24 protein-coding genes and 1 tRNA gene are annotated in these 26,602 nt (G+C 41.7%); 17 read left to right on the top strand and 8 right to left on the bottom strand.

Annotation, left to right across the window (positions count from 1 at the left end):
- The first annotated feature begins 163 nt into the window (after positions 1-163).
- Both TERMP_RS09730 and TERMP_RS09725 read left to right on the top strand, forming a co-directional pair.
- A complete protein-coding gene (locus TERMP_RS09730) occupies positions 164-1,639 on the top strand; it encodes a DUF2139 domain-containing protein (protein WP_013468237.1) in 1,476 nt (491 codons plus the stop codon).
- Between the two features lie 10 nt (positions 1,640-1,649).
- Entirely contained in the window at positions 1,650-2,609 is a 960-nt protein-coding gene (locus tag TERMP_RS09725) for a carbohydrate kinase family protein (protein ID WP_013468236.1), read from the top strand.
- On the opposite strand, the gene TERMP_RS09720 is transcribed toward TERMP_RS09725, so the two are convergent.
- On the bottom strand, positions 2,584-2,886 hold the full coding sequence (locus TERMP_RS09720; protein ID WP_048159839.1) for a DUF3213 domain-containing protein: 303 nt from the start codon (positions 2,884-2,886) through the stop codon (positions 2,584-2,586). The genes TERMP_RS09725 and TERMP_RS09720 overlap by 26 nt on opposite strands.
- A gap of 4 nt (positions 2,887-2,890) precedes the next feature.
- Positions 2,891-4,642, bottom strand: a complete 1,752-nt coding sequence (gene tes, locus TERMP_RS09715; RefSeq protein ID WP_013468234.1) for a tetraether lipid synthase Tes — start codon at positions 4,640-4,642, stop codon at positions 2,891-2,893.
- Between the two features lie 134 nt (positions 4,643-4,776).
- Between tes and TERMP_RS09710 the strand changes: the two genes are divergently transcribed.
- The 9 genes from TERMP_RS09710 to pyrE all read left to right on the top strand — a co-directional run bounded on the left by TERMP_RS09710 (position 4,777) and on the right by pyrE (position 13,108).
- Positions 4,777-5,145, top strand: coding sequence for a hypothetical protein (locus TERMP_RS09710; protein ID WP_013468233.1), 369 nt, complete (start codon positions 4,777-4,779; stop codon positions 5,143-5,145).
- Positions 5,132-5,716 carry a type-4 uracil-DNA glycosylase gene (udg, locus tag TERMP_RS09705; RefSeq protein WP_013468232.1) on the top strand — a complete coding sequence of 195 codons (585 nt, stop codon included), beginning with the start codon at positions 5,132-5,134 and terminating at the stop codon, positions 5,714-5,716. The genes TERMP_RS09710 and udg overlap by 14 nt, the downstream gene beginning before the upstream one ends.
- 321 nt (positions 5,717-6,037) lie before the next feature.
- Positions 6,038-7,630: a Na+/H+ antiporter NhaC family protein gene (locus tag TERMP_RS09700; protein WP_013468231.1), complete on the top strand. Its 1,593-nt coding sequence runs from the start codon at positions 6,038-6,040 to the stop codon at positions 7,628-7,630.
- A gap of 122 nt (positions 7,631-7,752) precedes the next feature.
- Positions 7,753-8,025, top strand: a complete 273-nt coding sequence (locus tag TERMP_RS09695) for a hypothetical protein (protein WP_013468230.1) — start codon at positions 7,753-7,755, stop codon at positions 8,023-8,025.
- Positions 8,022-8,960 carry a DNA-methyltransferase gene (locus TERMP_RS09690; RefSeq protein WP_013468229.1) on the top strand — a complete coding sequence of 313 codons (939 nt, stop codon included), beginning with the start codon at positions 8,022-8,024 and terminating at the stop codon, positions 8,958-8,960. Before TERMP_RS09695 ends, TERMP_RS09690 begins: the two co-directional genes overlap by 4 nt.
- The gene (locus TERMP_RS09685; RefSeq protein ID WP_148221089.1) at positions 8,881-9,849 is read left to right on the top strand and encodes a hypothetical protein; all 969 of its coding nucleotides are present in this window, start codon (positions 8,881-8,883) and stop codon (positions 9,847-9,849) included. Before TERMP_RS09690 ends, TERMP_RS09685 begins: the two co-directional genes overlap by 80 nt.
- A gap of 4 nt (positions 9,850-9,853) precedes the next feature.
- Positions 9,854-10,765 (top strand): pantoate kinase, encoded by a 912-nt coding sequence (locus TERMP_RS09680; protein WP_013468227.1) that lies wholly within the window; start codon positions 9,854-9,856, stop codon positions 10,763-10,765.
- A gap of 41 nt (positions 10,766-10,806) precedes the next feature.
- Positions 10,807-12,492, top strand: a complete 1,686-nt coding sequence (locus tag TERMP_RS09675) for an ATP-dependent DNA ligase (RefSeq protein ID WP_013468226.1) — start codon at positions 10,807-10,809, stop codon at positions 12,490-12,492.
- Between the two features lie 67 nt (positions 12,493-12,559).
- Positions 12,560-13,108, top strand: coding sequence for an orotate phosphoribosyltransferase (gene pyrE / locus TERMP_RS09670; RefSeq protein WP_013468225.1), 549 nt, complete (start codon positions 12,560-12,562; stop codon positions 13,106-13,108).
- Here pyrE and TERMP_RS09665 read toward each other — a convergent pair.
- On the bottom strand, positions 13,105-13,905 hold the full coding sequence (locus TERMP_RS09665) for a MinD/ParA family ATP-binding protein (RefSeq protein WP_013468224.1): 801 nt from the start codon (positions 13,903-13,905) through the stop codon (positions 13,105-13,107). The two genes, pyrE and TERMP_RS09665, sit on opposite strands and share 4 nt — an antisense overlap.
- Before the next feature lie 166 nt (positions 13,906-14,071).
- Positions 14,072-14,281, bottom strand: coding sequence for a helix-turn-helix domain-containing protein (locus tag TERMP_RS09660; protein ID WP_013468223.1), 210 nt, complete (start codon positions 14,279-14,281; stop codon positions 14,072-14,074).
- A 108-nt stretch (positions 14,282-14,389) separates the two neighbouring features.
- Here TERMP_RS09660 and rlmD point away from each other — a divergent pair, with 108 nt between their 5' ends.
- The 3 genes from rlmD to TERMP_RS09645 all read left to right on the top strand — a co-directional run bounded on the left by rlmD (position 14,390) and on the right by TERMP_RS09645 (position 16,249).
- Positions 14,390-15,643 (top strand): 23S rRNA (uracil(1939)-C(5))-methyltransferase RlmD, encoded by a 1,254-nt coding sequence (rlmD, locus tag TERMP_RS09655; protein WP_013468222.1) that lies wholly within the window; start codon positions 14,390-14,392, stop codon positions 15,641-15,643.
- A gap of 67 nt (positions 15,644-15,710) precedes the next feature.
- Entirely contained in the window at positions 15,711-16,136 is a 426-nt protein-coding gene (gene lrpA / locus TERMP_RS09650; protein WP_013468221.1) for an HTH-type transcriptional regulator LrpA, read from the top strand.
- 35 nt (positions 16,137-16,171) lie between these two features.
- Positions 16,172-16,249: transfer RNA gene (locus TERMP_RS09645), tRNA-Gly, on the top strand.
- Positions 16,250-16,510: 261 nt separating this feature from the next.
- Here the strand turns inward: TERMP_RS09645 and TERMP_RS09640 are convergent.
- From TERMP_RS09640 to TERMP_RS09630, 3 genes are read right to left on the bottom strand one after another with little or no spacing between them, the layout of a single operon-like run.
- The gene (locus TERMP_RS09640) at positions 16,511-17,638 is read right to left on the bottom strand and encodes a cation:proton antiporter (protein ID WP_013468220.1); all 1,128 of its coding nucleotides are present in this window, start codon (positions 17,636-17,638) and stop codon (positions 16,511-16,513) included.
- A 1-nt stretch (position 17,639) separates the two neighbouring features.
- Positions 17,640-18,782 carry a cation:proton antiporter gene (locus TERMP_RS09635; protein ID WP_013468219.1) on the bottom strand — a complete coding sequence of 381 codons (1,143 nt, stop codon included), beginning with the start codon at positions 18,780-18,782 and terminating at the stop codon, positions 17,640-17,642.
- Positions 18,783-18,793: 11 nt separating this feature from the next.
- The gene (locus tag TERMP_RS09630) at positions 18,794-19,345 is read right to left on the bottom strand and encodes a CBS domain-containing protein (protein WP_193385900.1); all 552 of its coding nucleotides are present in this window, start codon (positions 19,343-19,345) and stop codon (positions 18,794-18,796) included.
- A 57-nt stretch (positions 19,346-19,402) separates the two neighbouring features.
- Here TERMP_RS09630 and TERMP_RS09625 point away from each other — a divergent pair, with 57 nt between their 5' ends.
- Entirely contained in the window at positions 19,403-20,890 is a 1,488-nt protein-coding gene (locus tag TERMP_RS09625; RefSeq protein ID WP_013468217.1) for an NAD(P)/FAD-dependent oxidoreductase, read from the top strand.
- Between the two features lie 57 nt (positions 20,891-20,947).
- Entirely contained in the window at positions 20,948-21,871 is a 924-nt protein-coding gene (gene ttuA / locus TERMP_RS09620; RefSeq protein ID WP_013468216.1) for a tRNA-5-methyluridine(54) 2-sulfurtransferase, read from the top strand.
- Between the two features lie 46 nt (positions 21,872-21,917).
- On the opposite strand, the gene jtg is transcribed toward ttuA, so the two are convergent.
- Complete coding sequence (gene jtg / locus TERMP_RS09615) at positions 21,918-23,888, bottom strand: 4-alpha-glucanotransferase (protein WP_013468215.1); 1,971 nt, start codon at positions 23,886-23,888, stop codon at positions 21,918-21,920.
- 112 nt (positions 23,889-24,000) lie between these two features.
- Between jtg and TERMP_RS09610 the strand changes: the two genes are divergently transcribed.
- The gene (locus tag TERMP_RS09610) at positions 24,001-26,601 is read left to right on the top strand and encodes a CARDB domain-containing protein (RefSeq protein ID WP_013468214.1); all 2,601 of its coding nucleotides are present in this window, start codon (positions 24,001-24,003) and stop codon (positions 26,599-26,601) included.
- Position 26,602 lies beyond the last annotated feature (1 nt).

The raw sequence follows: 26,602 nt of genomic DNA, 5'->3' as shown, positions 1-26,602 counted from the left end.
ATTGGAAGTTCAACAAGAAATTTAATGTGTTAATTAGGAGTTTTTAAAGTATATTCCAAATTTTCTTGAAAATAAGAAACATTTACTGTGATATTATTCAAATCTCGATGACCTGGAAAATTTTTATATACTTTTAGTACTTCATTAATGGGGGTGACTTTATATGAACCAGCTACCGAACTATCGTTTTCCTCCACGTTATGGCCCTGAATGGGGAAGCGGTGGAATTTTTGGCTTAAGATATCACAACGGAGTTCTTTATTTCACAGTTGCATTTGAAGCAGAAGCCCATTTTGTAAAAGAAGATTCACACAGAATTTACGAATTTGAGCTGGTTGGCGAAAAACCGACGTCTGGAGGAGACACGTACAATGCCGTCGATGTTGTCGATGAGTTCATTTACTTTGGGGGATGGGTTCATGCTCCCGCAATCTATGAGGGGAAGGGAAATGAAAAAGCGACAATAAATTTCGTCAACAAATACTCCCATGTGCATGAATATGATACCGAAAACGACTCAATACGCTTAGTCTGGAAAGAGTCCATACATCATCCCACAGACTGGGCCGGAGAAGTCAGCGATATAATATACAATCCCTACACCGACGAACTGCTGTTAGCAAGAGAAGATGGACATCAAAACCTGGGGATATATGCTTTGGACAGGAAGAAGGGTGAGATAAAATTGCTCAATTCTGCTCCAAGTCCAAAAGGTACGATTGTTCACGACACTGCATTTTTCGGCATTGGAAAAAACTTTGCAAAGGGTCTTGAAGAGATTCATGCCTTGGATATGATTAGCGGAAGATGGGAAAAGTTTAAGCTTGGAGAGAGCATCGACGGGGAAAGATACCTCCATCCACACCTTGGAGCAATGGGAAGTGCATACAACAGAGCATTTGCCTTTGTGAGAGGCGGTCTTTTTGTGGGGAATCCACTCAACGATGAACCATTTGAGTTTTTTAGGCTCTTTGACTTCTACACATTCTACGCCCCCTTTAGGGTCAATGCACTCCCCTTAGATGGAGGTTTGGTGATAGCATACAATGCACACCATGATGCAATTTATAAGCCAAGAAGCCCCGGAGAAATAAGATTTGCAAAGTTAACAAACACGATAGTTGGGCCGAGCGTTTTGGTTTATATTGCTCCACCTATGGTGAAGATAGTTGGAAGTTTTGGTGCAAGGATTACAAGCATGGAAAAAGCCAACGGGAAGCTGTTGCTCGGTACCAATACAACACCAAACACGGGTGCACTTGATGCGACGCCCTTCGACACAGGCAACAAGGACATAGTTGTCCTCGATGAGAAGATACTGCAAGAAAAACCACCTGCCGTTTCCTTCTCCATACCTTTGGCATATCCATCAATGGCAATGCAGGAAGGAGCTGGGGCATTTGGAGGAATTCCACTCGATGGATACAAAGATCCCCGCATGGTTATCTATGCATCAAAAAACAACGAGCTAACAATCTATGAATACGATCTCACACTGCCACCTATTGAGGCATGTTCTGACAAATTCGATATCAAAAAGGGTAAAAACATAATTGAACTAAATTCATTTAGCGGAATAGTATCCTTCAGGCTTAAAGAAGAAGACTTTAAGGGGAAAGTCAGAATTGAGCTCAGATAGGTGGCATACAATGATATTTTCAATAGGTGAAATCCTCATAGATTTTATAGCAAAAGAAGAAGGCTCACTAAAAAAAGTTAGCACCTTTGAAAAGCACGCCGGAGGAGCACCAGCCAACGTAACCGTAGGACTGGTGAGACTGAAAACACTTGCAGCATTAATAAGCAAAGTTGGAGCAGACCCATTTGGCGAATTTTTAGTTGAGCAGCTCGAAAAAGAAGGTGTGAACATAAATTACATAAGATTTGACAAAGAAAAGCACACCGGCGTTGTTTTTGTTCAACTAATCGGTGCCAAACCGGAATTCATCCTCTATGATGGAGTCGCATATTTCAACCTGAAAATTGACGACATAGATTTTTCTTTCCTTGAAAAAGCCTCTTTGCTTCACTTTGGGAGTGTTCTGTTTGCAAGAGAACCAAGCAGGAGCACTGTTTTTGAAGTAATTAAAAGAGCAAAGGGCAAGATTCCAATAAGCTATGATGTGAACATACGCCTTGATCTGTGGCGTGGAAGAGAGGAGGATATGATAAAAGATATTGAAAAAGCATTAAGTTTTGCAGATATAGTTAAGATAGGGGATGGGGAGCTGGAATTCTTAGAAAACCATGGAGTAGACCTGGAGAGCTTTAACTTTAAGCTCATGGCAGTAACAAAAGGCGAAAGAGGAAGTGAAATCATTCATGGAGAAATCAAAACTGAAGTCCCTTCATACAGAGTTGAGCCTGTGGATACAACAGGAGCTGGAGACGCTTTTATGGCAGCACTTTTATCTGCTCTGTGGCATATGGACAAGCTTGAACATCTCGAGCTTAATGAGGAGGAGCTGCTGAGGGTTGGTAGATTTGCAAACCTTGTTGCTGCACTTTCTACACTGAGAAGGGGAGCATGGAGTGTTCCAAGAGCTGAAGAACTGAAAGAATACAAAGAGGCAAGAGAAGTCCTTATTCGGACAGAACTTCGCCCATGACGTTCTTCCAGCTCATGCTGGAATTTACAAGCTCTTCAATGCTTATTTCTTTTTCTTCAATGATCTGCGGATTCAACTCACTCAGCATTTCCAAGAGCTTCTCTTTTGGGAGCTTTTCTTCATCAAAAATTATCATGCCCCTCTTTGAATAGCCGTTGATGAAAACCCTGTAAGTTGCTGGATTAACGCTGAGTTTGTACTGCAAATCCATGGCTTCTTGGGGTGTTATCCTGCCGAATTTAAGTTCAACAAACTTGAGCTTTCTCTCCATTGACATCACCTCAGAAGTACTGTTTGATGTCGATGTAAGTCTTCCTGTAGATTTCGCTGTTCTTCATTTTTTCAACAAACTCTCTCGTTCTTACATATTTGTCCTTTTTGTATTCCCAGTCTGGATGCATAGCTTTCCATTCCTCCCAAGAATAACTGAACTGTGCCTGAACTTTATCTCTGTAAAGCTCCGGGATGACGTTGAATGTGCAGAACGGCACTATTCTGCCGTCGGGCATTGCATAGTGGATAACACATCTCTCAACCCTCTCGACATCATAATTGTATTCATCCATGAAGTGCATCATTCCAAGGAACAGCGTTTTATAGTGGAACTGTCCCAGTGCATCGTATGTTCCATGTGCAAAGGCGTTCTTTATGATATCAAGAACATCAAAGCTCTTTGGAGCGTATTTTTCGTCGTAAAAGCTCTTGAATTTGAGGAATATCTCTGCTCCAACTTTAAGCTTCTCAAGTCTGCCAAGCTTCTTCCACTTTGAAAGCTCCTCTGCTTTTTCTTCAAGGAATTCTACAAATCCCTCAACGTCAAGAAATCTTGATATTGGGATTACCTTATCATCATCAAGGAAAACGTAAGTTGCAGCACCGCAGCCAAAGTGGGAGGTCATGTAGTATTTACTTCCAGCAAACGATTCAAAGAACTTTGCTATATGACCTGCTATTGGAATTGGATACCAGTCTTCCTTTGCTATTGCTCCATTCGTCTGCTCCTCGATTTTCTTTATTGCACCCGGGATTGTAATTCTGAACCTCTGTCTCTCCTTCTTTGGAACCCTGCCAACAAGTGAAATCGGCTGGAAGTTCACTCCCCTAACAATGTCAAGATGGTTGAGACCAAAGTTGATAATAGCCCCAAGCTCGTGGTCGTTTACATTCCTAATCGTTGTTGGCACAAGAACAATTCCCGGTCCGCCTGCTTTTCTGACGTTCTCAAAAATAAGCGGAATTTCCCAGTGGTTCTTCCAGTTTGTCTGTGGGGTCATGCCATCATAGCTCAGATAAAGGGTATTGACTCCGGCTTCCCTAATTTTCTTAACCAGTTCTGGCTCAAAAGCCAGTCTTATCCCATCGGTATTGAGCTGAATGTGGTCGTATCCTTCTTCCTTTGCAATCCTGATTATTTCAATTAGATCCTCTCTGAGTGTAGGTTCCCCACCAGTGAACTGAACAGCTGTTGCCCCAATTGGATTTTCCCTCTTTGCATTGCGAAGCATCATGCGTATTTGCTCAAGGGTTGGTTCGTATATCGGCTGCCCCTCTTTGGCGTAGAAGAAGCAGTACCAGCAACTTAAATTACAGCGATTAGTTAAGACTATATTAAGCAGATTAGTGTGCGAGCGGTGCCTTGGACAGAGACCGCAATCAAACGGACAGTTAACACCGCTGTTTTCCACATTAAAGCTCATCAATTTTTTCTCGTCAAACTTCCATTCTCTAAATTTGTAGTACATTTCAACATCTTCATAGTATGCATCGGTTATCAGACCCTCAGGACACTTTTTGGTTATCCAAACAATCCCATTTTTCTCCCATACAACAGCTGGTACAACTTTTCTTGTTTCTGGACAGAGAGAATACGTTTTATGTGGCAGAGAACCGCCGTATCCTTTACTGGCTTTTTTAAGCAACTTTTGAAATTCCTCCTCACTCAACTCAGGATACTCAATGATATCGCGAACTTTCTTGGTGAGCTCATCAAATTCCTTCTCACCGCTTGGAATTTCGCCCACAGTTTCACTCATTTTAATCACCTCTGGTATTTGATTACCTGATGGGGTATAAAAACTTTTGCGTAAATATGAAGATTTACTTGCATAGGTATGGGTGAAGGTTAGAGTTAAATATATTTCGGGACAGTTAAAGTTGGTGAACAAAAATGCCAGCAAGGGAAATGAGGATGGAGATGTTTTTGAGAGCCCTAATGAGGCGGGATTTCAACAAAGCAAAATCACATCTTGAGAAACTTGAAAAGATGGTGGGTAATGATGAATGGGGAAGAGGGTATTCAAAAGCAATAAATGGATTCATATCAGCTCTAAAAGACAATGACACTGATGCACTGATAGTTCAGCTTGTGAAAGAAGTTGACCATGAAAAAGCCAAACAACTTCTCTCGCATTTTAAAGAGATACTAAACCAAGAGTTCAGAGATGAATACGAAAAAGGTTATTACACGGCATGGACCGAGCTTTTGACTGCTTATCTTTCACAAAAAACCTTGGGTGTTAAGCGTGGCAAAAGATGAACTCATGAAAAAGCTTGAAGAAAGGATAAGGAACTGCAAAAAGTGTCCATTAAGTGCGTTAAGGACAAATGCCGTTCCTGGCAGCGGAAGCTATGACGCAAAGGTGATGTTTGTTGGCGAAGCCCCTGGCTATTGGGAAGATCAAAAGGGTTTGCCTTTTGTTGGAAGAGCTGGAAAGGTTTTGGATGAACTCCTATCTGAAATTGGTTTGAAAAGGGAAGATGTATATATCACCAATATTGTGAAATGCCGCCCTCCCAATAATAGAGACCCCAACGAAGACGAGATCAAAGCCTGCTCTCCATATCTGGATAGACAGATTGACATAATTAGACCCAAAATAATTGTCCCATTAGGGCGACATTCTATGAGCTATATCCTTAGGAAATTCGGGTTCGAAGCAGAGCCGATAAGCAGGATACATGGAAAAACATTTGAGGCAAGAACGCTTTTTGGAAAGGTAATTATAATGCCGATGTACCATCCAGCGGTAGCTTTGTACAGACCCCAGCTTAAGGAGGAGCTGAGAAAAGACTTTAAAAAGCTCAAGAACGTCTTGATGAATACTTAAAGGGTTTAATTTTGCCAAATTTTTTCGAATACTTTTTTCTGTTGAACAAAAGGGACAAACTTTTTTCGACATATGTCTAATCACATATAGGCTTTTAGGGAAAAATTTTTATAAAAAGAACACCTTAATGCTACTGATGCTACATCATAATACATAGACATTCACAAACGTCCAGAAAAGTTCAGAAAGGGTCATTTGAGAAGTTCCAATAAACCCCGATAAAATTTCGAAAATAAACAGAATGACAAAAATTTTTCCGAAAACTTTATATACATGCCGAATAACGAATGTCTGCAAATTTAAGATTGGAGGTGTTGATTGATGGCAGACTTCGGGGTTTTGTCTCTGCTGCCACCTCTCGTAGCTATTATACTGGCTATATGGACAAAAAGGGTTATATTAGCGTTGTTTGCAGGTGTTTGGATTGGTGGAGTGATGGTCTCAGGATGGAACCCAATAACAGGAACCACCCAGACTTTAGACTGGATAGTTGGAAATGCCATCGATGACTGGAACGCAAAAATTCTTCTCTTCGATTTCCTGATTGGTGCTGGGGTTGGTTTGATATACAAATCCGGCGGTGCGATGGCAATTGCAAGGGCATTAACAAGAACGGTAAAAACAAGCAGGGCAGCATCACTAATGGGATGGCTTTTGGGAGTTCTGGTTTTCTTTGATGACTACACAAACACAATTATCGTTGGTAACACCATGAGGCCTATTACAGACAGAACAAGGGTCTCAAGGGAAATGCTGGCATATATAGATGACTCAACCGCTGCCCCAGTGGCTGGTTTGGCTTTGGTTTCAACATGGATTGGCTATGAGGTTGGTCTGATTGGAGACTCATTCAAGGATTTAGGGGTGAGCTTAGGACCTTACGCCGCATGGCTTTCAAGTGTTCCGTACAGATTTTACTCAATCTTCGCAATTATCCTGGTGTTCCTTGTTGCCTACACCCACAGGCATTATGGAGCAATGCTTCACGCTGAATACAGGGCAAGAACCACTGGAAAAGTTATCCGTGATGGTGCAAAGCCATTGATGACAACTGAGATCGACCTCGGAATGCCAAAAGAAGGCGGAAATGTTCACACATTCATATGGCCAATACTAACACTCGTCTTTGTAACGCTTTATGGAATGTGGATCACTGGGGGAGGCAGTGAAACATATGCCTCAGATGGTCTAATGGGGGTGCTCTCAAACTCTGATCCAGCTTTAGCCCTTCTCTGGGGAAGCTTTGCAATGGTTGTTGTGGCATTCTTCTTGGTGCTCGGGTTCAAGATAATGACAATTGAAGAAGCAGAGACCGCAATAGTTCAGGGTATGAAGCAGATGATCATTGCGAACACGATACTGCTCTTAGCCTGGAGCATTAAAAGCGCAACTGATGCCGTTGGAACGGCTGATTATGTAGTCAGTATCGCCTCAGGAGTGCTTTCACCCGGAATAGTGCCTTTGGTAATATTCCTCATTGCAATGTTCATTTCATTCACAACTGGAACATCATGGGGAACCTTCTCGATAATGATGCCAATAGCTATTCCCCTTGCTTACCACCTAAGTGGTCAAGCAGGACCAGTGCTTTTCGCATCAATTGGTGCAGTCTTCGCTGGAGGTATCTTCGGTGACCACTGTTCACCAATCAGCGATACGACAATCATGAGCTCGATGTTCTCCGGAAGCGACCACATTGACCACGTAACAACCCAAATCCCATATGCAGTAACAGCGGCCAGCGTTGGAATTGTACTTTACCTGCTCTTCGCTATTGGAGTAAGAACATGGGCAGTGCTTCTACCAATAGGACTTATCCTCCTTGTTGCGGCACACTGGCTCCTCAGCGAATGGTACGGCAAGAAGTACGGCATTCCACACGGAAAAGTGCCAATATATGTTGTTGAGGAGTGATAGGAGACAGGTTTTTTTCCTTCCTTTCACTTTTCTCCCCTGTTTATTACTGGGAACTACGTCTCCTACGACCTTTCCCATATTCCAAAAGGTTTATATATCTATCTACCTATCTATCTACCATGAACGGAGTACAAAAACTTAAGGAGATAAGAAGGATAGTGAAGGAAGAGTTGAAGCACATACCAAGAGGAGATGAAGCTCAAAATATGCTGAGAATGATCTACTGGAATGCCAGGCTTAACAGCTTGGGGAAAAAGCCAAAATTTAAGAACAAAGAAGAATGCCTAAAATATGCAATCAAGGTTGTTCAAGAAACATATCCCGGATTTAGTCCGCAGTACGACAAAGAGTTTTTTGAACTGGATGACACAGACACAGGTGATAGCAAATGATTATTGATGAAATAATTCTGGGAGATTGCTTGGAATGGATACCCAAACTTAAAGGAGTTCATTTAAGCTTTCTTGATCCACCATTTAATCAGGGAAAAGAATACCGCTTCTTCAATGATAATTTAAGTGAAGAGGAATATTGGGGCTGGATGAAGGAAGTTGTAAGAGAAATTTATAAGGTGACTGAAAAAGGCGGAGCAATTTACTTCATGCAGAGAGAGAAAAACACAGAATGGGTGTTAAGAATTCTCAGAGAAACAGGCTGGACTCTTCAAAACCTGATAATATGGAAAAAGATGGCATCTGCAGTACCGCAGAGATACCGTTTCAATAAGGCATATCAGATAATAGCATTCGCCACTAAAGGAAAAAAGCCAAGAGTGTTTAACAAGCTGAGAGTTGACTATCCTCTTGCCCCATGGCACAAGTATCCAAGAGAAAATGGTATATATCTCACAGATGTTTGGGACGACATAAGAGAACTCACATCCGGATACTTTGCCGGCGATGAACCCCTTAGAGATGAAAGTGGAAAGAGAATTCACCTACAACAATCCCCAGTAGCATTGCTTTTAAGGATCATTTTATCTTCCACAATGCCTGGAGATTTAGTTCTGGACCCATTTGCAGGAACAGGAACAACCTTAGTTGTTGCAAAGCAGCTTAAAAGACACTACGTCGGAATTGAAATCGATCCTCATTATGTAGAAGTTATTAAGAAGAGACTCTCAAAGCTTAGAAAGGCAGACGATATAAGCAGATACAGAGAATATTACAGATTCACTGAAAATTTGGAAAAAATCTGGCCAATGCCTGAAAAACCTTTAAAAATCCCAAAACAAAAGACCCTTCTTGATGTTGAGCTATCCAAACATAGTAAACACATTCTTAAAGATGGTAGAGCTACTGGAATCGAAGAGAATCAGCTTACATGACGAATTAGAGAAAATTGTTCTTAAATCATCTATTTCAAATTTAGCATATGTTGATGGAAGAAAAACTGCAAAAAAACTTGGTTTTGACATCTGGCAGAATTTAAAGCAAATATATTCCGAAGAGACATTAAAAAAGAACTTAAAAATCAAAAATCTTTACACTGACTCGCAAGCATTTCCAGACTTTATGTTTAAATCCATATTTGAGAATAGTAGGCTTATAGGAGGGGAGATATTAGAGCTAAAAGACAGCAAAGGGGGCAGCATTGCTTCCTTTAACTCCACCATCCCAACAGAATATAAAACATTGAAAGAAATAGAGAGGCTAAACGGCTCAAAAGGTAAGATAGTTATAAAAATCGCAGAGATATTTGATAAAAATTCAAGTTATCCGGAATGGAAAACATACAAACGAAAATGCTTCTACCTAATAAGAACCCACAAAAAAGATGAAAACAAAGTTAAAGTCTCCATTGTTGATGGTGCATTTTTTGAAACGATTCCTGAAAAGGATCTAATTTCAACAATGTTCCAGAACATTTTCAATAAACATGCCAAAGAATACCCCATTCCGGATAAAGTCAAAGAAAATGCCAGTCAAGTATTCCAGTATTTAACGGATCACAGCTTGATTTCATTTTCCCAAGATATCCCCAAAGCCTCAATAAAACCGAGATTGAGAATAATGGCAGAAGCTAAAAACGAGGGCAATCCTCACTGGGAGAAATACAACATACCTCCAAAAACGCTGAATTTGATTATCAAGGCTGACAACGGATCAAAAACTGTAGGAAACATCATAGAAGAGAGCGAACTGCCAATAGAGATCTTTACAATAGCTCATCAGAATGATGGAGAATTTCTCGTGTTCAGCTATAAAGTGAGGTGAAATAATGCTGATCAGAGCCTTTATCCCAGCGCATATAACGGCATTCTTTGTGCCTAAATTTAACGAAAATCCTCTTTTAGCAGGATCTCTTGGGGCTGGAATTAACCTGACAAAGGGCACCAATGTTTTTGTGAGTGTTGAAGTTGAAAGTGTATTGGAAAAGCATGTTCACATTGCATTCAACGGGGAGCCCGTAAAAAGGAAAGATGCAATTATCAGCTACTCCGTGGCTGAAGAAGTGACCCCCCAAGAATTTAAGGGGGAAGTAGAAATCTGGCAGTACTTCGACTTCCCAAATGGATATGGCTTCGGCAACAGTGCCGGTGGGGCTTTGGGAACAGCTTTGGCTTTAGGATACTATTTTAAGAACAAAACGTTCCTTCAAGCGGCACAAATAGCGCACAAGCATGAAGTCCTTAACAAAGGCGGTTTGGGGGATGTTATTGCACAGATTCATGGAGGAATCGAGATTAGGATAAAAGCTGGGGCTCCTGGGATTGGTATTGTTGATAATATATTTTCCGAAGAATACAAAGTTCTTGCAATACCCTTGGGGAGATTATCCACAAAAGAAGTCCTTGACAGCGACATTATAAGGACAATAGAAAAAGAAGGACAGAAAGCCCTAAGAAGGCTCCTTAAAAATCCAACTCCCGAAAATCTCATGCATCTTGCAAGAGACTTCGCCGAAAATACAGGACTTCTGAATGGGGAGCTGTTAGAGATTGCAAAGGAAATTGATAAGCTAATAAAACTGCCCTCTTCTATGATTATGCTTGGAAAAAGCCTCTTTGCTCTTTTGAGGGAAGAAGAACTGCCTAAAGTTCAGGAAAGACTTAGAGACTTAGGCATAGACAGCTACCACATCTGCGGAATTTACAATGAAAGACCAAAGGTCGGGAGATGGATAGGGTAAGCTTTTATCCGTTAACTCCCTATTTTTTATGGTGGTGAGTTATGCTGTACAAAGAGTTGGCCGAGCTATATAGGAGACTGGAAAAAACAACACTCAAGACATTAAAAACAAGGTTTGTCGCTGATTTTCTCAAGAAGGTTGAAGATGAGGAGCTTTTGGAAATTGTGCCCTACCTCATTCTGGGAAAGGTCTTCCCAGATTGGGATGAAAGGGAATTGGGAGTCGGTGAAAAATTGCTTATCAAAGCGGTTGCAATGGCAACGGGTATTAATGCGGAGTGGATAGAGAACTCGGTGAAAGACACTGGTGATCTGGGAGAGAGTGTCGCATTAGCCCTTCAAAAAAGAAAACAAAGGAGCTTTTTTGGACAGCCTTTGACAATAAAAAGGGTTTACAAAACTCTCGTGAAAGTTGCAGAAACCACTGGAGAAGGGAGTCAAGACAGGAAGCTTAAATATCTTGCAAACCTTTTCATGGATGCCGAACCAATTGAAGGGAAATATCTGGCAAGAACAATTCTCGGAACAATGAGAACAGGAGTTGCTGAGGGACTTTTGAGAGATGCAATAGCTGAGGCATTCAGAGTAAAACCGGAGCTTGTTGAGAGGGCTTACATGCTAACAAGTGATTTTGGTTTCGTTACAAAAATAGCCAAGCTTGAGGGAAACGAAGGACTGTCAAAGGTCACAATCCAGATCGGAAAGCCTATAAAACCAATGCTTGCCCAAATGGCCGCTAATGTCAGAGAAGCTTTAGTCGAAATGGGGGGCGAAGCAGAGTTCGAAATTAAATACGACGGTGCAAGAGTTCAAGTCCATAAAGATGGAGATAAAGTGATAATCTATTCCAGAAGACTGGAGAACGTTACGAAGTCCATTCCAGAGGTTGTTGAGAGGATAAAGAAGAGCATAAAGCCAGAAAAAGCCATAGTTGAAGGAGAACTTGTAGCAGTTGGAGAAGGGGGGAGGCCAAGACCGTTCCAATATGTTTTGAGGAGGTTTAGGAGAAAGTACAATATCCAAGAGATGATTGAGAAAATACCTTTGGAGCTTAATTTATTCGATGTTCTTTACGTTGATGGAGAGAACTTAATTGATACTCCTTTTATAGAGCGCCGCAAGAAATTGGAGAGCATAGTTGAAGTCAATCAGTGGATTAAAGTTGCAGAGAACTTGATAACAAAAAGTCCGGAAGAAGCTGAGGAATTTTACCACAAAGCCCTCGACATGGGGCATGAAGGGCTGATGGCTAAAAGGCTCGATTCGGTTTACGAGCCAGGTAACAGGGGTAAAAAGTGGCTCAAGATCAAGCCCACAATGGAGAACCTCGATTTGGTAATCATTGGAGCAGAATGGGGAGAAGGGAGGAGGGCGCATGTTCTAAGCTCTTTCCTGCTTGGTGCTTATGACCCTGGAACTGGAACTTTTGTCCCAGTTGGAAAAGTTGGGAGCGGATTTACAGATGAAGACTTAGTTGAGTTTACAAAGATGCTTAAGCCTCTCATAAAGAAAGAGAAAGGGAAATTTGTAGAGATAGAACCAAAAGTAGTAATTGAAGTTACATACCAAGAGATCCAGAAGAGTCCAAAATACGAGAGCGGCTTTGCATTAAGATTCCCAAGATACGTGGCATTAAGGGAAGACAAAAGCCCAGAAGATGCTGATACCTTAGAAAGAATTGCACAGCTGTATGAGTTACAGGAGAGGATGAAAGCGGGAAAGCGCTAAGTTTTTAAACGTTTTTCTGTTTATTTATTTTCAAAAATTTTTTAAATTTAGCATTCTGGTGATAAAAATGAAGGATGAGCTAATCGGTATGATATTTAGAGAAAAATGTATAAAGTTCGGGCATTTTATTTTGACCTCGGGAAAAGAGAGCAACTACTACATTGACGTTAAGAAACTCATAACTAATCCTAAAGCCCTAAAACTGATTGCAAAACTCATGAAAAGCGAAGCTGAAAAGAGAAAAATTGAGTTTGACAAAGTTGCCGGTCCTGAGCTTGGAGCTGTTCCAATTGCAACAGCCCTATCTTTAGAGACTGAAAATCCGCTTTTAATCGTGAGAAAGAAGAAGAAAGAGCACGGGACTGGAAAGCAAATTGAAGGAGATGTAAAAGCTGGGGATAAAGTGCTTTTAGTTGAAGATGTAACAACAACGGGTGGAAGTGTTTTAAGAGCTGCAAAAATTCTTGAAAAAGAAGGAGCAAAAGTTGTGGGAATCATGGTTGTTGTTGACAGAGAGGAGGGAGCCAAAGAAAACATTGAAAAAGAGGGCTACACCCTGATTCCGCTTATAAAAGTCAGGGAGCTGTTTGAATACAAAGAAAAATACAGGACTTAGGGGTTTAATAGTTTTTCAGCTATTATTTCATCTATAATTCTCTCCACCTTTGCCTTTCCAAACATCCAATCCTCTAAAATTTCCCCACACTCCCTAAGTCTTCGTGAGACACGACTCCTTGGTTTGTATTCAAGTATGGGAACGCCCATGTTCACCGAATGAGGAACGCTATGGTCAAATGGTATCACCCCTATTACCGGGACATCTATTTCGTCTTCAAGAAAATCTATAACAGCCTCAATATTTTTTGAAGACTCCCTAACCTTATTAAGAACCACAGCAACATTTAATCCAAATGCATCCCCCAAGCTTTTGAGCTTAACAACTTCATTCTGTATCATAACCTCCGCTGAATAAATTGGCGAACGTTCAAGCTCAATAACAATTATCTGATAATCGGCAAGCTCAAAGATATGGAGGGTGTCAAAAGGTATTCCTGTTGGAGAATCAACAAATATAACACTGAACTCGTCCATGATTTCATGGAGAATACTCTTTAATCTAAATGCCGGTACATCTATTATATCTCGGAGTTTTGCGCTACCCGGGATGATGTAAACCCCCGTTTTTTTATGTCTGTAAAGGGCATTCTCCATTTTAAGAGTTGGATCTCTAAGAAGGTTATGGATGCTGTATCTTGGAGAATCGATGCTGAAATGAAAACCCAACTTTGGAAGGTATAGATCACCATCAATTACCAAAGTTTTGTACTTGTTTCTCGCAAAATACACTCCAAGATTAGAGGTAAGCGTTGTTTTGCCAGCTCCTCCCCTACCTGTGATAACAACCACTGTCATGTATTTTCCACTTCCATAGACAACTTACCTTTCTGAATGTTACTATGAGGTTGAACTTTATAAAGATAATGTTCGAAATTCAGAAAAAATTCTCAAAAAATAAGTGCAATTTAGTAAAACAAAAAATAGTGAAACTGAAAGTAAAAAGAAATACATCCAGATAGCATTAAATGTAGTCATCCAAAGTTTTAGCCTTAACCATGATTGCAGCCTTTTCCTTTCCGTAGAAAACCTCAACAAGTCCATCGGATTCTAAACTCTTAAGGGTCTGGAGAAGTTTAGGCATGGGAGTTTCCAGCTCTTCACTTAATTTTTGTAAAGTTACAGCTCTTTTCTTTACAACTAAAAGCTTGTATATATACTCCCTCCTGCGCATACCAAAGGCACCACTAATATTTATGCATTCCATTCTAATAAACATTGCTGGACAAAATTTGCCAATCTTTCAAAAAAGATTTATAAGTGCACAGCGGATCCAAGATTCATGAGAGGAGAGATTAAAAAGCTGAGCGAAGAGGGGTTTGGGATCATAAAAGCGGGGAAAAAGAAGGTTTATGTTCCTTTTGCAGCTGTTGGGGATGTTGTTGAGATTAAAAAATGGCATAGAGAAAAGAAAAAGCTTGTTGCACATGAATACGAAATAATAATGCCTTCTCCAATTAGGACTGAACCAAAATGCCCGTACTTTGGAAAGTGCGGAGGGTGCGTGCTCCAGCATCTGCCGTACAGTGAGCAGATAAAATTTAAGGCAGAAAAACTGGAAAATCTCCTCGGATATGCTGTTGATGTCATCCCCTCTCCAAAAATTTATGGACACAGGAATAGGATTGATGTTGTAATATCCACAGAAGGTATAGGGTTTAGGAGAAGAGGCACTTGGTGGGATGTTGTAGACATAGAAAAGTGCATAGTTTTTGGTGAAAAGAGTGGAAGAGCTCTCAAATCGCTCAGGGAATTTATAGAAGATTTCAAACTGCAACCATGGAATTTAAGGAAGAGCGAAGGTTTCATGAGATACATTGTGATGAGAGAAGGCAAGTTCACCGGAGAACTCATGATCAATTTAGTTACATACGAAGGAAGCCTCCCGGATGAAGTTCAAGAATACTTTAGTTTTGCAGACTCGATATACTGGAGCGTTAACAGCTCAAAAAGTGATGTCTCCTATGGAGAGCCAAGGAAGTTCTGGAACAGAGAGTTCATAAAAGAAAGGCTTGATGATGTTGTCTACTTGATTCATCCAAACAGCTTTTTCCAGACAAATTCTTATCAGGCAGTCAACCTTGTGAAAAAAGTAGCTGAGTTTGCAGAAGGCAAAAAAGTCCTTGATCTCTATTCTGGGGTCGGAACATTTGGAATTTATCTCGCCAAAAAAGGCTTTGAAGTTGAAGGAATTGAAATTAATCCTTTTGCTGTTGAGATGGCAAGGAAGAATGCTGAAATAAACAATGTTGATGCTAAATTTTATGTTGGAGAAGACAAAAGCGTAGGAAATCTCGGAAAATATGATACCATTGTGGTCGATCCACCAAGGGCCGGGCTTCATCCAAAGCTCATTCGAAAAATGCTTAAAGACGCACCAGAAATAATTGTCTATGTTTCGTGCAATCCCAAAACCCTTGCTAAAAACTTGGAGGAGCTTAAGAGTATCTACAAAGTTGAAGAGATAATTGGGCTCGACATGTTCCCTCACACCCCACACGTTGAGGTAGTAACAAAATTAAAATTAAATGTTTGATATTGAAACCAAAAAGTTCAAAAAGTTAATATATTAGATTTGCTAAATTAATGTGAGGTGAGAAGAATTGATAGATGAAAGGGATAGGGTTATAATAGACATGCTCACCAAAGATGCAAGGACGCCTTTTACAGAAATAGCCAAAGTCCTTGGAATTAGCGAGACTGCTGTGAGGAAAAGGGTTAGGGCATTGGAGGAGGCAGGAATCATTAAGGGTTACACTGTCAAGGTTAACCCTGCCAAACTCGGCTATAACCTTGTGAGCATAACTGGTGTAGATACAAAACCCGAGAAAATATTTGAAGTTGCACACAAGCTTAAAGAATTTGAGTTTGTTAAGGAGCTTTATCTAACAAGCGGGGATCACATGATAATGGCAGAAATATGGGCAAAAGACGGAGAAGATTTAGCAGATATAATCTCAAACAAGATTGGAAAGATAGATGGAGTCACTAAGGTGTGCCCGGCAATTATTTTGGAGAGACTGAAGTAAAGCTTTTAAATACTCCTTTCTCTATTTATTGTTGGGCGGTGGTAGTCTAGCCTGGTCTAGGACGCCGGCCTCCCAAGCCGGCGACCCGGGTTCAAATCCCGGCCACCGCACCATAACAAACTTTGCCTTCGCAAAGTTTGATCAAAGTTTGTTTATCTCTTCCAAGTGCTGTTTCTTAGTGTGGATTTCTAATTAATTGGCAGTTCTTCAGTGTTTCACTCCAAAAGCGTCCTTTGGACGCAAAAAAGACAAGAAACCCACTTTAAAAACAATATACTTACTTAAATCCACACTATATCAGCGAACCTCAGAAAGATAAACAAACTTCCATGTTCTTCAATCGTCTTAAACACTTCTGATTTCTAAAGTTTGCTTCATCCTCTGCTGTAAACCCACTTCAATAATGGAGGAGTTATTATGGTCGTCACAAACACCATGAAGATTGCCACTGTTAATGCGTCAGCACCAACTACGCCGCTCGCCATTGCTATCGCCAGCATAGCCAGCTCAACACCCAGCCTTGGAATCATGCCAACTCCTATTCTTAAAGATGCCTTCAGGTCAAAGCCACCTAAATAGGCACCAAAACCACACCCAAGTATCTTACTGAGAATAGCTGCAGAGGCATAGATTACGGCGAATAATCCAGCATGAAGTATATAGGTCAGCTCAATTCTCATACCAACCTCCACGAAGAAGAGAGGGATGAACAGTGAATATCCCAAGGTGTTAACTGGATTTTCCACTTGTTTTCTGTAATTTGTTTGCCCAATCGTAAGACCAACCATGTATGCTCCAAGGATGGAAGCCAAGTTCAAGTGCTCGGCTAAGTAAGCAAAGAGTATCAGAAAAATTACTGCAAAAGTCGTTGTGGACTCTGGCAAATCTATGCGGGAAATCTTTCTAAAGGCTTTTTCCGCCAGCACAGGACCCAAATATAAGAAAACTGCAAGAAATCCAGCAACCTCAATGAGGATCTCAATGATGGCATCATAATGGACGCTACCTTCTCTCAATAGAGAGAGCACGATGGTTAGAATCAATATGCCCAAAACATCATCAACAACAGCAGCAGCCAAAATCGTGGTTCCCTCTTTTGTTCTTAACCTTCTGAGCTCCATTAGTACTCTAACAGTTATGCTAACGCTGGTTGGAGTCATTATTGCACCGTATAAAAGGGCTTCATGGAGCTCGACAAAAGGCAGGGAAACAAGAAATCCAAATGCAAATGCAACAGCAACCCCCACTCCCGCAACAAACATGCTTGGCTTTCCAACTCTCTTAAATTCACCCAGATCACTCTCAAGTCCCGCTAAGAACAAAAGGAGGAGCACACCGAGATTCGCAAATTCACGGATTATTTCATTGCTTTCAGCAAAGATTCCAATTATTAATCCTCCAAGAATCTGACCGAGCACAACAGGCTGACCGAACTTTTCAAATATCCAGCCAAGGAGCTTTGCCGTTGCGAGCATCATCGCTATCATCAATAAAGTTTCCATCTCACTCCCTCGCAAATGCCAGCTTAAGCAGAGGTGGCGTTATTAGCGTGGTTATAATCACCATAGTCACGGGGATCGAGAAAATACCTTGGTCAAAAACCCCCTCTGTCAAAGCGACGTTGGCCATGATCAGGGCAACTTCCATCCTTGGTATCATGCCAACACCAACGCGAAGGGCTTCTTTAGGTTTGAACTTTGCAAGCAATGCCCCAGCTCCACATCCCACTATCTTACCAAAAACACCCACAAGGGCGTAGATAAGGGCGAAAGTTCCTGCATGGAGGAGTGTTCCTATGTCGCTTTTTATACCGATGCTAACCAAAAATACTGGAACAAATAGGGAGTATGCTATTGTCATTATCTTGGTAGTTATTCTCCTCGCTTCATCAGTTTGAGCTATTATTAAACCTGCCAAATAAGCACCAGTAATGCCGGCTATTTGAAACTTTTCAGCTATATATGCAAATATCAACGTTATGGAAAGAGCAAAGGCTGTAACTGTCTCTGGCAGTTCAATTTTTGATGAAAGCTTTAAGGCCTCTTTTATAGCTGGAGTTCCGAGGAGAATACTAACAGCAAAGAAAAATGCTACTTCCCCAAGGAGAATGAGCAAATCCTCAATATAGACATGCCCCTTTGTGTTTAATGCAACCAAAATTGTGAGAACAATGATGCCCAAAACGTCATCGACAACAGCAGCAGCTAAAATCGTGGTTCCTTCCTTCCCCCTGAGCTTCTTCATTTCCATTAAAATGCTCGCCGTTAATCCAACACTTGTGGCAGTTAAAACACCTCCAAGAAAAAGAGCCTGAACCTTTGAATATCCAAAGAACAGCGCAGAGGCATAACCAAGGATGAGGGGTACAGCAACACCGCCAACGGCAACAAGAAAAGCCGGAACGCCAACACGCTTAAATTCCTCGACATCCGTTTCAAGACCGGCCAGAAAGAGAAGCAGAACAATACCGAGTTCACTTATCAAGTGTACCTCCTCAGAATAGCTCACAAAACGAAGGATAGATGGACCAATAATTATTCCCCCAACAAGCTGACCCAATGCTGCAGGCATCTTTATCTTGGTTGCCAGATACCCAAATATCTTTGCAGCTATTAATATAGTTGCAAGTTCGAGGAATACATCCAACTTTATCGCCTCTAAACGGATACAATCCTGATAAGCCTTATTATGTCCTTCACCTCTAAGATGCCATGAACATGTTTTTCACCATCAACAACAGGAAGATGATGCTTACCAGTTTCAATCATCAACTTTATTGCATGACCCAAATTATCATCGATGTGAATTGTTATCGGCTTCGTAACCATTATGTCCTCAACCCTTGATGCCCTGTTCAGCGTGTATCTTTTCAAGAGCCCAAGACCAACAATCGAATATCTCCGAGGTGGACTGAAGAAATGAAGCAGGTCCTTCATTGTAATAAATCCCAAAAGCCTGTTTTTTTCATCAACAACAACTGCAGAGGTTTCCTCTCCTTTGAGGTTTTCTATTAAGGTTGTAAGTGGATCCTCTGGATGAACCTTTAAGAAATCCGTATCCATGACAAGTTTAACAGGAACCTTGGATATGTACCTTATATTATGGCTCAGCTCCTCCTTTCTCTGCATTTGGAGGTGCTTTCTTTTTCCCACAACAATATGCATCTTCTTCCTCTTCAGCTTTTCAGCACGTTCCACCCATGCCACCATAGTATATTGGACAAAAATGTGTTTAAATCTTTCTCTGTAATCACAAATTTTATAAGTATGCACACTGCAAACCTTGGTAAGGGATATATGGTTTCTTTTGAAGAAAAATTTGACGTTGTCATTATAGGAGCAGGTCCAGCAGGTCTTTTTGCCGCTTATGAGCTTGCAGAGAAAAGCGATTTTAAAATAGCTGTGATAGATGAAGGTGGAGACATTGATCAGAGAGTATGTCCAATGTATGAAGTCGGCTACTGTGTTGGGTGCAAACCATGTCACATAATGAGCGGTGTTGGAGGCGCTGGAGGCTTAAGCGATGGAACAATAAATCTAAGACCAGATATCGGTGGCGATTTAACTGAACTTACACACGACGAAAACTATTCTTGGCAGCTCGTTTGGGAAGTTGATCAAATATTTCTGAGACATGGGGCACCAAGAAGGCTTTACAAAGGAAATGAGGAGCAAATTCGAGAATGGGAGAGGAGAGCCGCTCAGGCAGGGGTAAAATTCATCCCAATAATCCAGAGACACATTGGTTCTGACCATACAAAGGAAGTGATAAAATCAATCAAAGAATATCTTGAAAGCAAGGGAGTAAAGTTCATTCTCTGGACAAAAGTTGAAGAATTTAGGCAAAGTGAAGTCGTAGCGAGGAGAAGGAATAGACTCTTCACGATTAAAGCCAGATACATAATTGTAGCTCCCGGAAGGGGTGGAGCCGACTGGTTCCATGAAGTTGCTCAGAAAATTGGACTAAAAGCCAGACACGGCCCAATAGATGTGGGGGTTAGGGTTGAAGTTCCCGCCATAGTGATGGAGCCCATAACGAGCATAAACCACGACCCTAAGTTCCACATCTACACAGATACATACGACGACTTCGTTAGGACATTCTGCACAAATCCGTATGGATTTGTTGTGGAGGAAAGATATGATAGTTATGTTGGTGTAAATGGACATTCAATGAGGGACAGAAAAAGCAACAACACAAATTTCGCCTTTTTGAGCAGAATAGAGCTTACAGAGCCCGTTGAAGACACAACAGCTTATGGGAAGAGCATCGCTCAGTTGGCAACAACGATCGGTGGAGGAAAGCCAATTCTGCAGCGTTTAGGTGATTTAAGGAGAGGAAGGAGGAGTACATGGGCAAGGATAAGGAAGAGCAACGTTGAACCGACATTAAAACATGTTACCCCGGGAGATATAGCCATGGCACTGCCCCATAGGGTTGTTACGAATATAATAGAAGGTCTCGAAAAGTTAGATAAAGTAATCCCAGGAGTTGCAAGTGATCATACTCTGCTCTATGCTCCTGAAATTAAATACTATGCAATGAGAGCTGAAGTAAATGAAGACTTAGAAACGAGCATAGAAAACATATTCGCCGCCGGTGATGGTGCTGGGCTTTCCAGAGATATAGTAAACGCTGCCGCAACAGGGCTCTTAGCGGCGAGGGGAATTCTGAAAAAAGAGGGAAATTATACAGAAAAAGATTTCAAAAAACCAGGCAACTGGAAGAAAAGAATTGAAAGCTTAGAGGGATGATCATTAAGATAGGCAAGTTTTTTAAATCTCCTTCTTCTCCTTTCCTTAGGTGAGAACATGAAGTGCAAATTCTGTGAGAAAAAGGCATTCATCAAGCTCCACTATCCAAAAATGTACCTCTGCAGAGAGCACTTCATAGAGTATTTTGAGAGAAAAGTTAAGAGGACTATTGAGAAATACAAGCTTCTAAAAAGAGACGAGAGAATTCTTGTGGTTGTGAGCGGAGGTAAAGACTCAGCCGTTGTCTCTTACGTGCTCAAAAAACTCGGCTACAATATTGAATGCCTTTATATAAACCTTGGAATTGGGGAGTACTCAGCTAAAAGTGAGGAATATGCTAAAAAGCAGTGTGAGATGATAAACGCCAAGCTTCATATAGTTAGAGTTAGAGAGCTCTTGGGAGCCGGGATTGGTGAGCTTAAAACCTCCCGCCCCACATGCTCTTACTGTGGAATAACTAAGAGGTACATCTTTAACAAATTTGCTTATGACAATGGATTTGACGTTATCGTTACGGGACACAACTTAGATGATGAAGCGTCGTTCATTTTTGGCAATATAATGAACTGGAATACCCAGTATTTGGCCAAGCAAGGGCCTTTATTGCCCGGAGAAGGTAAATTCGTGAAAAAAGTTAAGCCACTTTACGAAGTCACAGAAAGGGAAGTTGTTGCGTACGCCTTAGCGGTTGGTATAGACTACATGGTTGAAGAATGTCCGCATGCAAGGGGAGCAACCACTCTGAGCTATAAAGAGATCCTGAACGATATGGAAGAAAAAAGACCGGGGACAAAGATAAACTTCGTGAAAGGTTACCTAAGGAAAAGACACCTCTTTGAGCAGGAAATTGAAGAAGTAGAATTTAAAGAGTGCAAAGTATGTGGAATGCCAGCTTTAGGTGAGAAGTGCTCCTTCTGCAAAGTCTGGCGTCTTGAAAAGCCAATAGACTTTAGAATAAAGCCTCAGATATCCAGCACATAAAGACAACCATTGGCCGTTTTCTTTTTAAATTTAAAAATTTTAAAAATCAGAGCTCCCTAAATTTGATTTCAAATTCAAGCTCCTTCTCTGTTGGGAATAGCAGGGTATAACTTACACCCTGCTGAATAAAGTCCCAGCCGCTCTCCGACTGTGAGAGGGTTTTAATTGGGAATTTCCATACCTTAACTTTTCTGTCTAAGATTATCTCAACTTTACCAATGCCATAAGTGTCGTTCACGAGTATTCTATCGGCTTCAAACTCCTCCGGATTCTCCATGACGCTGTGAACGGCTAAGTTAAGTTCAACTCCAAAGAGGGTTTCATAAGGCTCGCCAAGTGAAACACTGTATTTTGCCAGGAAGCCGTCATTTGTAAGCTCAATTACTTTCTCAACTCTTGCCGGAACCTTTTTCTCGGCATAGATTCCCCCATTGCGCCAAAGCTTTACACGATTTCCATTAAGCTCAAATTCATACGGCTGATTAACGAAGTCTCCAAGCTCATGATATTTAACTAAGCGGTAAGTATCAAGAGTCTCCGTAGTTGATATGAAGTGATCTTGCAAAATAGCCCTAAGGTGCCAGTCATAAGCCAGCTCACGCTTAATTTCCCCAGGGATTTTCTTACCAAGCTCATGAATGCTTGCAACGCCCTCTTCGCTTTCTTCCCCTGGAGTTGTTCCAGAGACGTCGTGGTAGTGCTCCCATCTTCTTGCTAAAACATCGTTGTAGTTAACAGCTTTTCTCTTTGAGCTTAGCTCAAAGATTGACCCTCCATAATGAGGCTTAATCGTTGCTATAAACCTTCCATTTTCAAGAATGATCTCATCTCTTCCATCAAAATCCACGTCAAAAACCCTGTTTCCAGTGGAGACATAGCTCTGTGCTCTTATGATGTTCTCCCAAACTGCTCTCCTCAGGTGAGGCAGGTAAACACCGCCAAAGACACCATGCCAGTAAGCATCGTTGCACTGGGCTTTAAGTATGTACCTCCTTGCCTCTGGAATATTTCTGACAAGTTTGCTAACATAGAGCATCCTTTTGTGCATGAAATTGCTCTCCGGGTACTTATAGAAGAAGTTCTTCCAAATGCCACCCCTAACGAATACCCTGTACTTTTCAAATTCCCCTCTCCTTTTCAATTTTTCAACAAACTCAACAAAAAGCTTTGCCTGACTTGCCGGAAGAGACCACTCGCTCATTTCAAAGTATGATGCTATCGGCAGATAGACGACACCCCTTGGGGTAAACTTCGAAAGATACTCGGAATAAAGCATAAGGTTTATCTTCTCGTTGCTTGTGACGGCATCAAAGAACCTCCTAAGCCAGCCTTTTTTGTAAACCCATTCATAAGTTCCAGGCCAGACCCCAAACTTTTCACCATCATCATGGAAAACAGCGACCTTTGAAGGATCGCTGTCAGCTAAGCTTTCCAAATACTCAATTGTTCTCTCAACAGGTCGGAAGGGAATCAGGTACCTTAGCTTTTCGTCAATTGGGAATACAACGATAACCTCTCCTCCATCTTCGGTATAGTATGGCCAGTAAAGATCTTCTTTGCTAAGTCCGGCACTCATGAAGTGGTAGTCATCAACTATGACATACTCAATTCCGCTCTCCCTGAGAGTCTTAACAAGCTCAGGCTGCCATACCCTTTCAGTAAGCCATACACCCTTTGCGTCGTAACCCAGCTTCTTAGCAAACTCCTTAAGGAGTTTTATCTGCTCAATCCTGTCTTCCTTTGGTATCGCCGCTAACACTGGCTCATAAAATCCTGCAACAACTATTTCGAGCTGTCCCCTTTTTACAAGCTTTCTCAAAAGCTCAATATACTCCGGATGGTTTTCGTTTATCCATTCAAGGAGGGGACCGCTGAAATGAACGGCAACTTTCATTGAGGGGAACTCTTCAAGGATCTCCATAAATGGTCTGTATGATTTGTTGTAAGCATCTTCAAAAACCCACCCAAAGTTCCCAAGGGGCTGATGATTATGAATGCCAAAGATGAAATTTATCATTGCAACACCTCCATCATAATTATCACTAACGGTGATATTCAAAAAGGTATATAAACATTATCATGCTCATATATCAACAAGGGTGAACAATTATCACCCGGGGTGACTCAGTATGAAAAAAGGCCCGAGTTTTGTTATTGTTGTACTTATTGTGCTGGGCTTAGTGCCGGCAGTGAGCGGACTTTATGGAACAAAAGTTCTTGATGGAAGCTTAGGCGACTGGGGAACACTTGATTACATAGCTACAGCCAACGACAATGGGCTCGCAGGTGCAAATCTGAATAACCTATATGTTGCTTGGGATGATGAGTATCTGTACATTATGATAACCACAAGGAATTCCCAAAGCTGGGACTTGGCTTATGGAATTGGAATTGACGTTGATCCGGGAACCGGAAATGGATACACTGGAGACATGGATGCTTGGGGAAGACGCATTGGCTTTGGAAACGGATATGCAATTGATTACGAGATTTACTTCTGGTATAGCGGTGGTAGCGGCATCACAGCAGACAACTTCATTACATGGACTGGCGGAGGATGGGACTATAAAGCATTGGCAGACGTTGGAGCAGGTTTTGCATACACCGGGGATACATCAACCGGTCTCCAGACGTTGGAGGTTAAGATTCCTTGGACAGCGCTCGGTGGAAAACCAGAAAAGCTCGCACTAATAGCTTGGATTGCAGGTGGAGGGGACTCCTCAGCAGTCAGCTCTGTGCCATGGGATCCAGCGATGGAAAGTCTTGATGAACCTTATGCCAGCTGGTTCAACGGAGATGAATGGGGTGACACAGATTACTTCACAAATCTTGCAGAAATCCAGATAGCCCCAAAGACCATCGACGGCAACTTAAGTGATTGGAAAAACTACGAGATTGTTGGAGTCAGCACATTAGATGGTCCAGATGGTGCAGACCTGGACAAATTGTATGTTTCATACGATGACCAATACCTCTACATAGCACTAACAACAAACAACACTGCAAGCTGGGGAATCGTTTACGGATTCGGACTTGATGTCAAAGATGGTGGTTATACAGGAGACACTGACGCTTGGGGAAGAAAAATAGGGTTCTCAAGAGGGGTAGATTACGAGATCTACTTCTGGTACGATGCTGGAAATGATAAAATTGGTGGCGGAAACTTCATAACCTGGACAGGAAACGGATGGGAGTATCAGGACGTTGGAAGCGTCGTTACATATGCTGCCACCTGCGGAAATGGATTGCAGATCCTTGAGATGGCAATTCCATGGAGTGCTATAGGGGGAAGAACGTCTGAACTTGCCATAATAGCATGGGTTGCAGGTAGCTTTGGTGGCGATTCTGCAGTTGATACAGTTCCACTGGATCCAGACGTTGATGGGAATGACTGGACAGACCAAGACTACCTATCGAACTTTGCTGTAATCGAAATTCCAATCCCAAAACCCGAATTAACTGTAAAATTGAGTTCAAATGTTCTGGACATAGAGCCCTGGCAGCCAGCTAATCTAACGGTTGAAGTCCAAAACTTGGGCAAAGTTGATGCCAAGAACGTTAAAGTTGAGCTCTACGACAACGACGAACTTCTCAGCTCGTGGATTGTAAATGTTTCCGCAGAAAGCTCAGTTAGCTTGGTGTACACCTACGAATATCCCGGTTCATGGGGAACCCACGTATTTAAAGCAGTTGTTGACCCTGAAAATGTTATTCAAGAGGTCAATGAGGAAAATAACATTGCCACATTGGAACTTGAAATAGGAAAAGCAGTAAAGACCCAGAGCGACATGATAAATCTTGGCAAGTATGTATGGCCGAGGCTTTATGAGAAGAAGTACCCGATAGTCCAAGAGCTACTCCAAAACATTACCAGAGCAAAACTCCCAGCCAAATACCAGGAAAACTTGACAAAATTCCAGATGCAGCTTAATGAAAGCCTTTCCATGTTCAATGAAGGGAAGGAGATGATAGGAATAAGAAACATGGAGCTCAGAGGAAGCTTGAAAATATTTGCAGCATATTCAAGACTCCTAAGAATTCAGAGAGAAGTTGAAAAGTTCCTCAGTGCAGTGCAGGGCGAACTCTTAGCCAATAAGCTTACAAAGAAGATTGACGGCAACTTAGATGACTGGAGTCCAGAAACATTGGTTTATGAAGATACGACAGGCTTTGGACAGCAGGGGGCAAATCTCAAAGCACTGTATGTCGACTACGATGATAACTTCCTTTACATCGCATTAACAACTGAAAACAAAGCTTCATGGAGAATTGCCTATGGATTTGCCTTAGACTATAAAGATGGGGGCTATACAGGGGATACCGATGGATGGGGAAGAAAAATAAGCTTCACAAGAGGTGTTGATGCAGAACTTTACTTCTGGTGGTTCGGGGAGTTCTTTGGAGAGAAAGGAACCGACAGAATTGAAACCATGCAGCTTGTGCTCTGGAACGGTACTGGATGGCAGTACTATAACCTTCAAGATATCGGATTTGCAGCATGGACAGGAAGTACAAACGGTCTGCAGACATTAGAAGTCGCAATCCCATGGGATGCCCTCGGAGGAAAGCCGGCAAAGATCGGCATAGTGGCATGGATAACCGGAGCAAACGCCGGTGACTCAGCCGTAGAAACATTACCAGATGACCCATCAGTTCACGACCTCGACCCAGGACAGGAATGGACTGATGCAGACACAATAAGCACGTTTGCAGAGGTAACAATTGGATGAC

This window comes from Thermococcus barophilus MP (assembly GCF_000151105.2).
GTDB classification, from domain to species: domain Archaea; phylum Methanobacteriota_B; class Thermococci; order Thermococcales; family Thermococcaceae; genus Thermococcus_B; species Thermococcus_B barophilus.
This window is presented reverse-complemented; position numbering and strand designations above follow the sequence as displayed.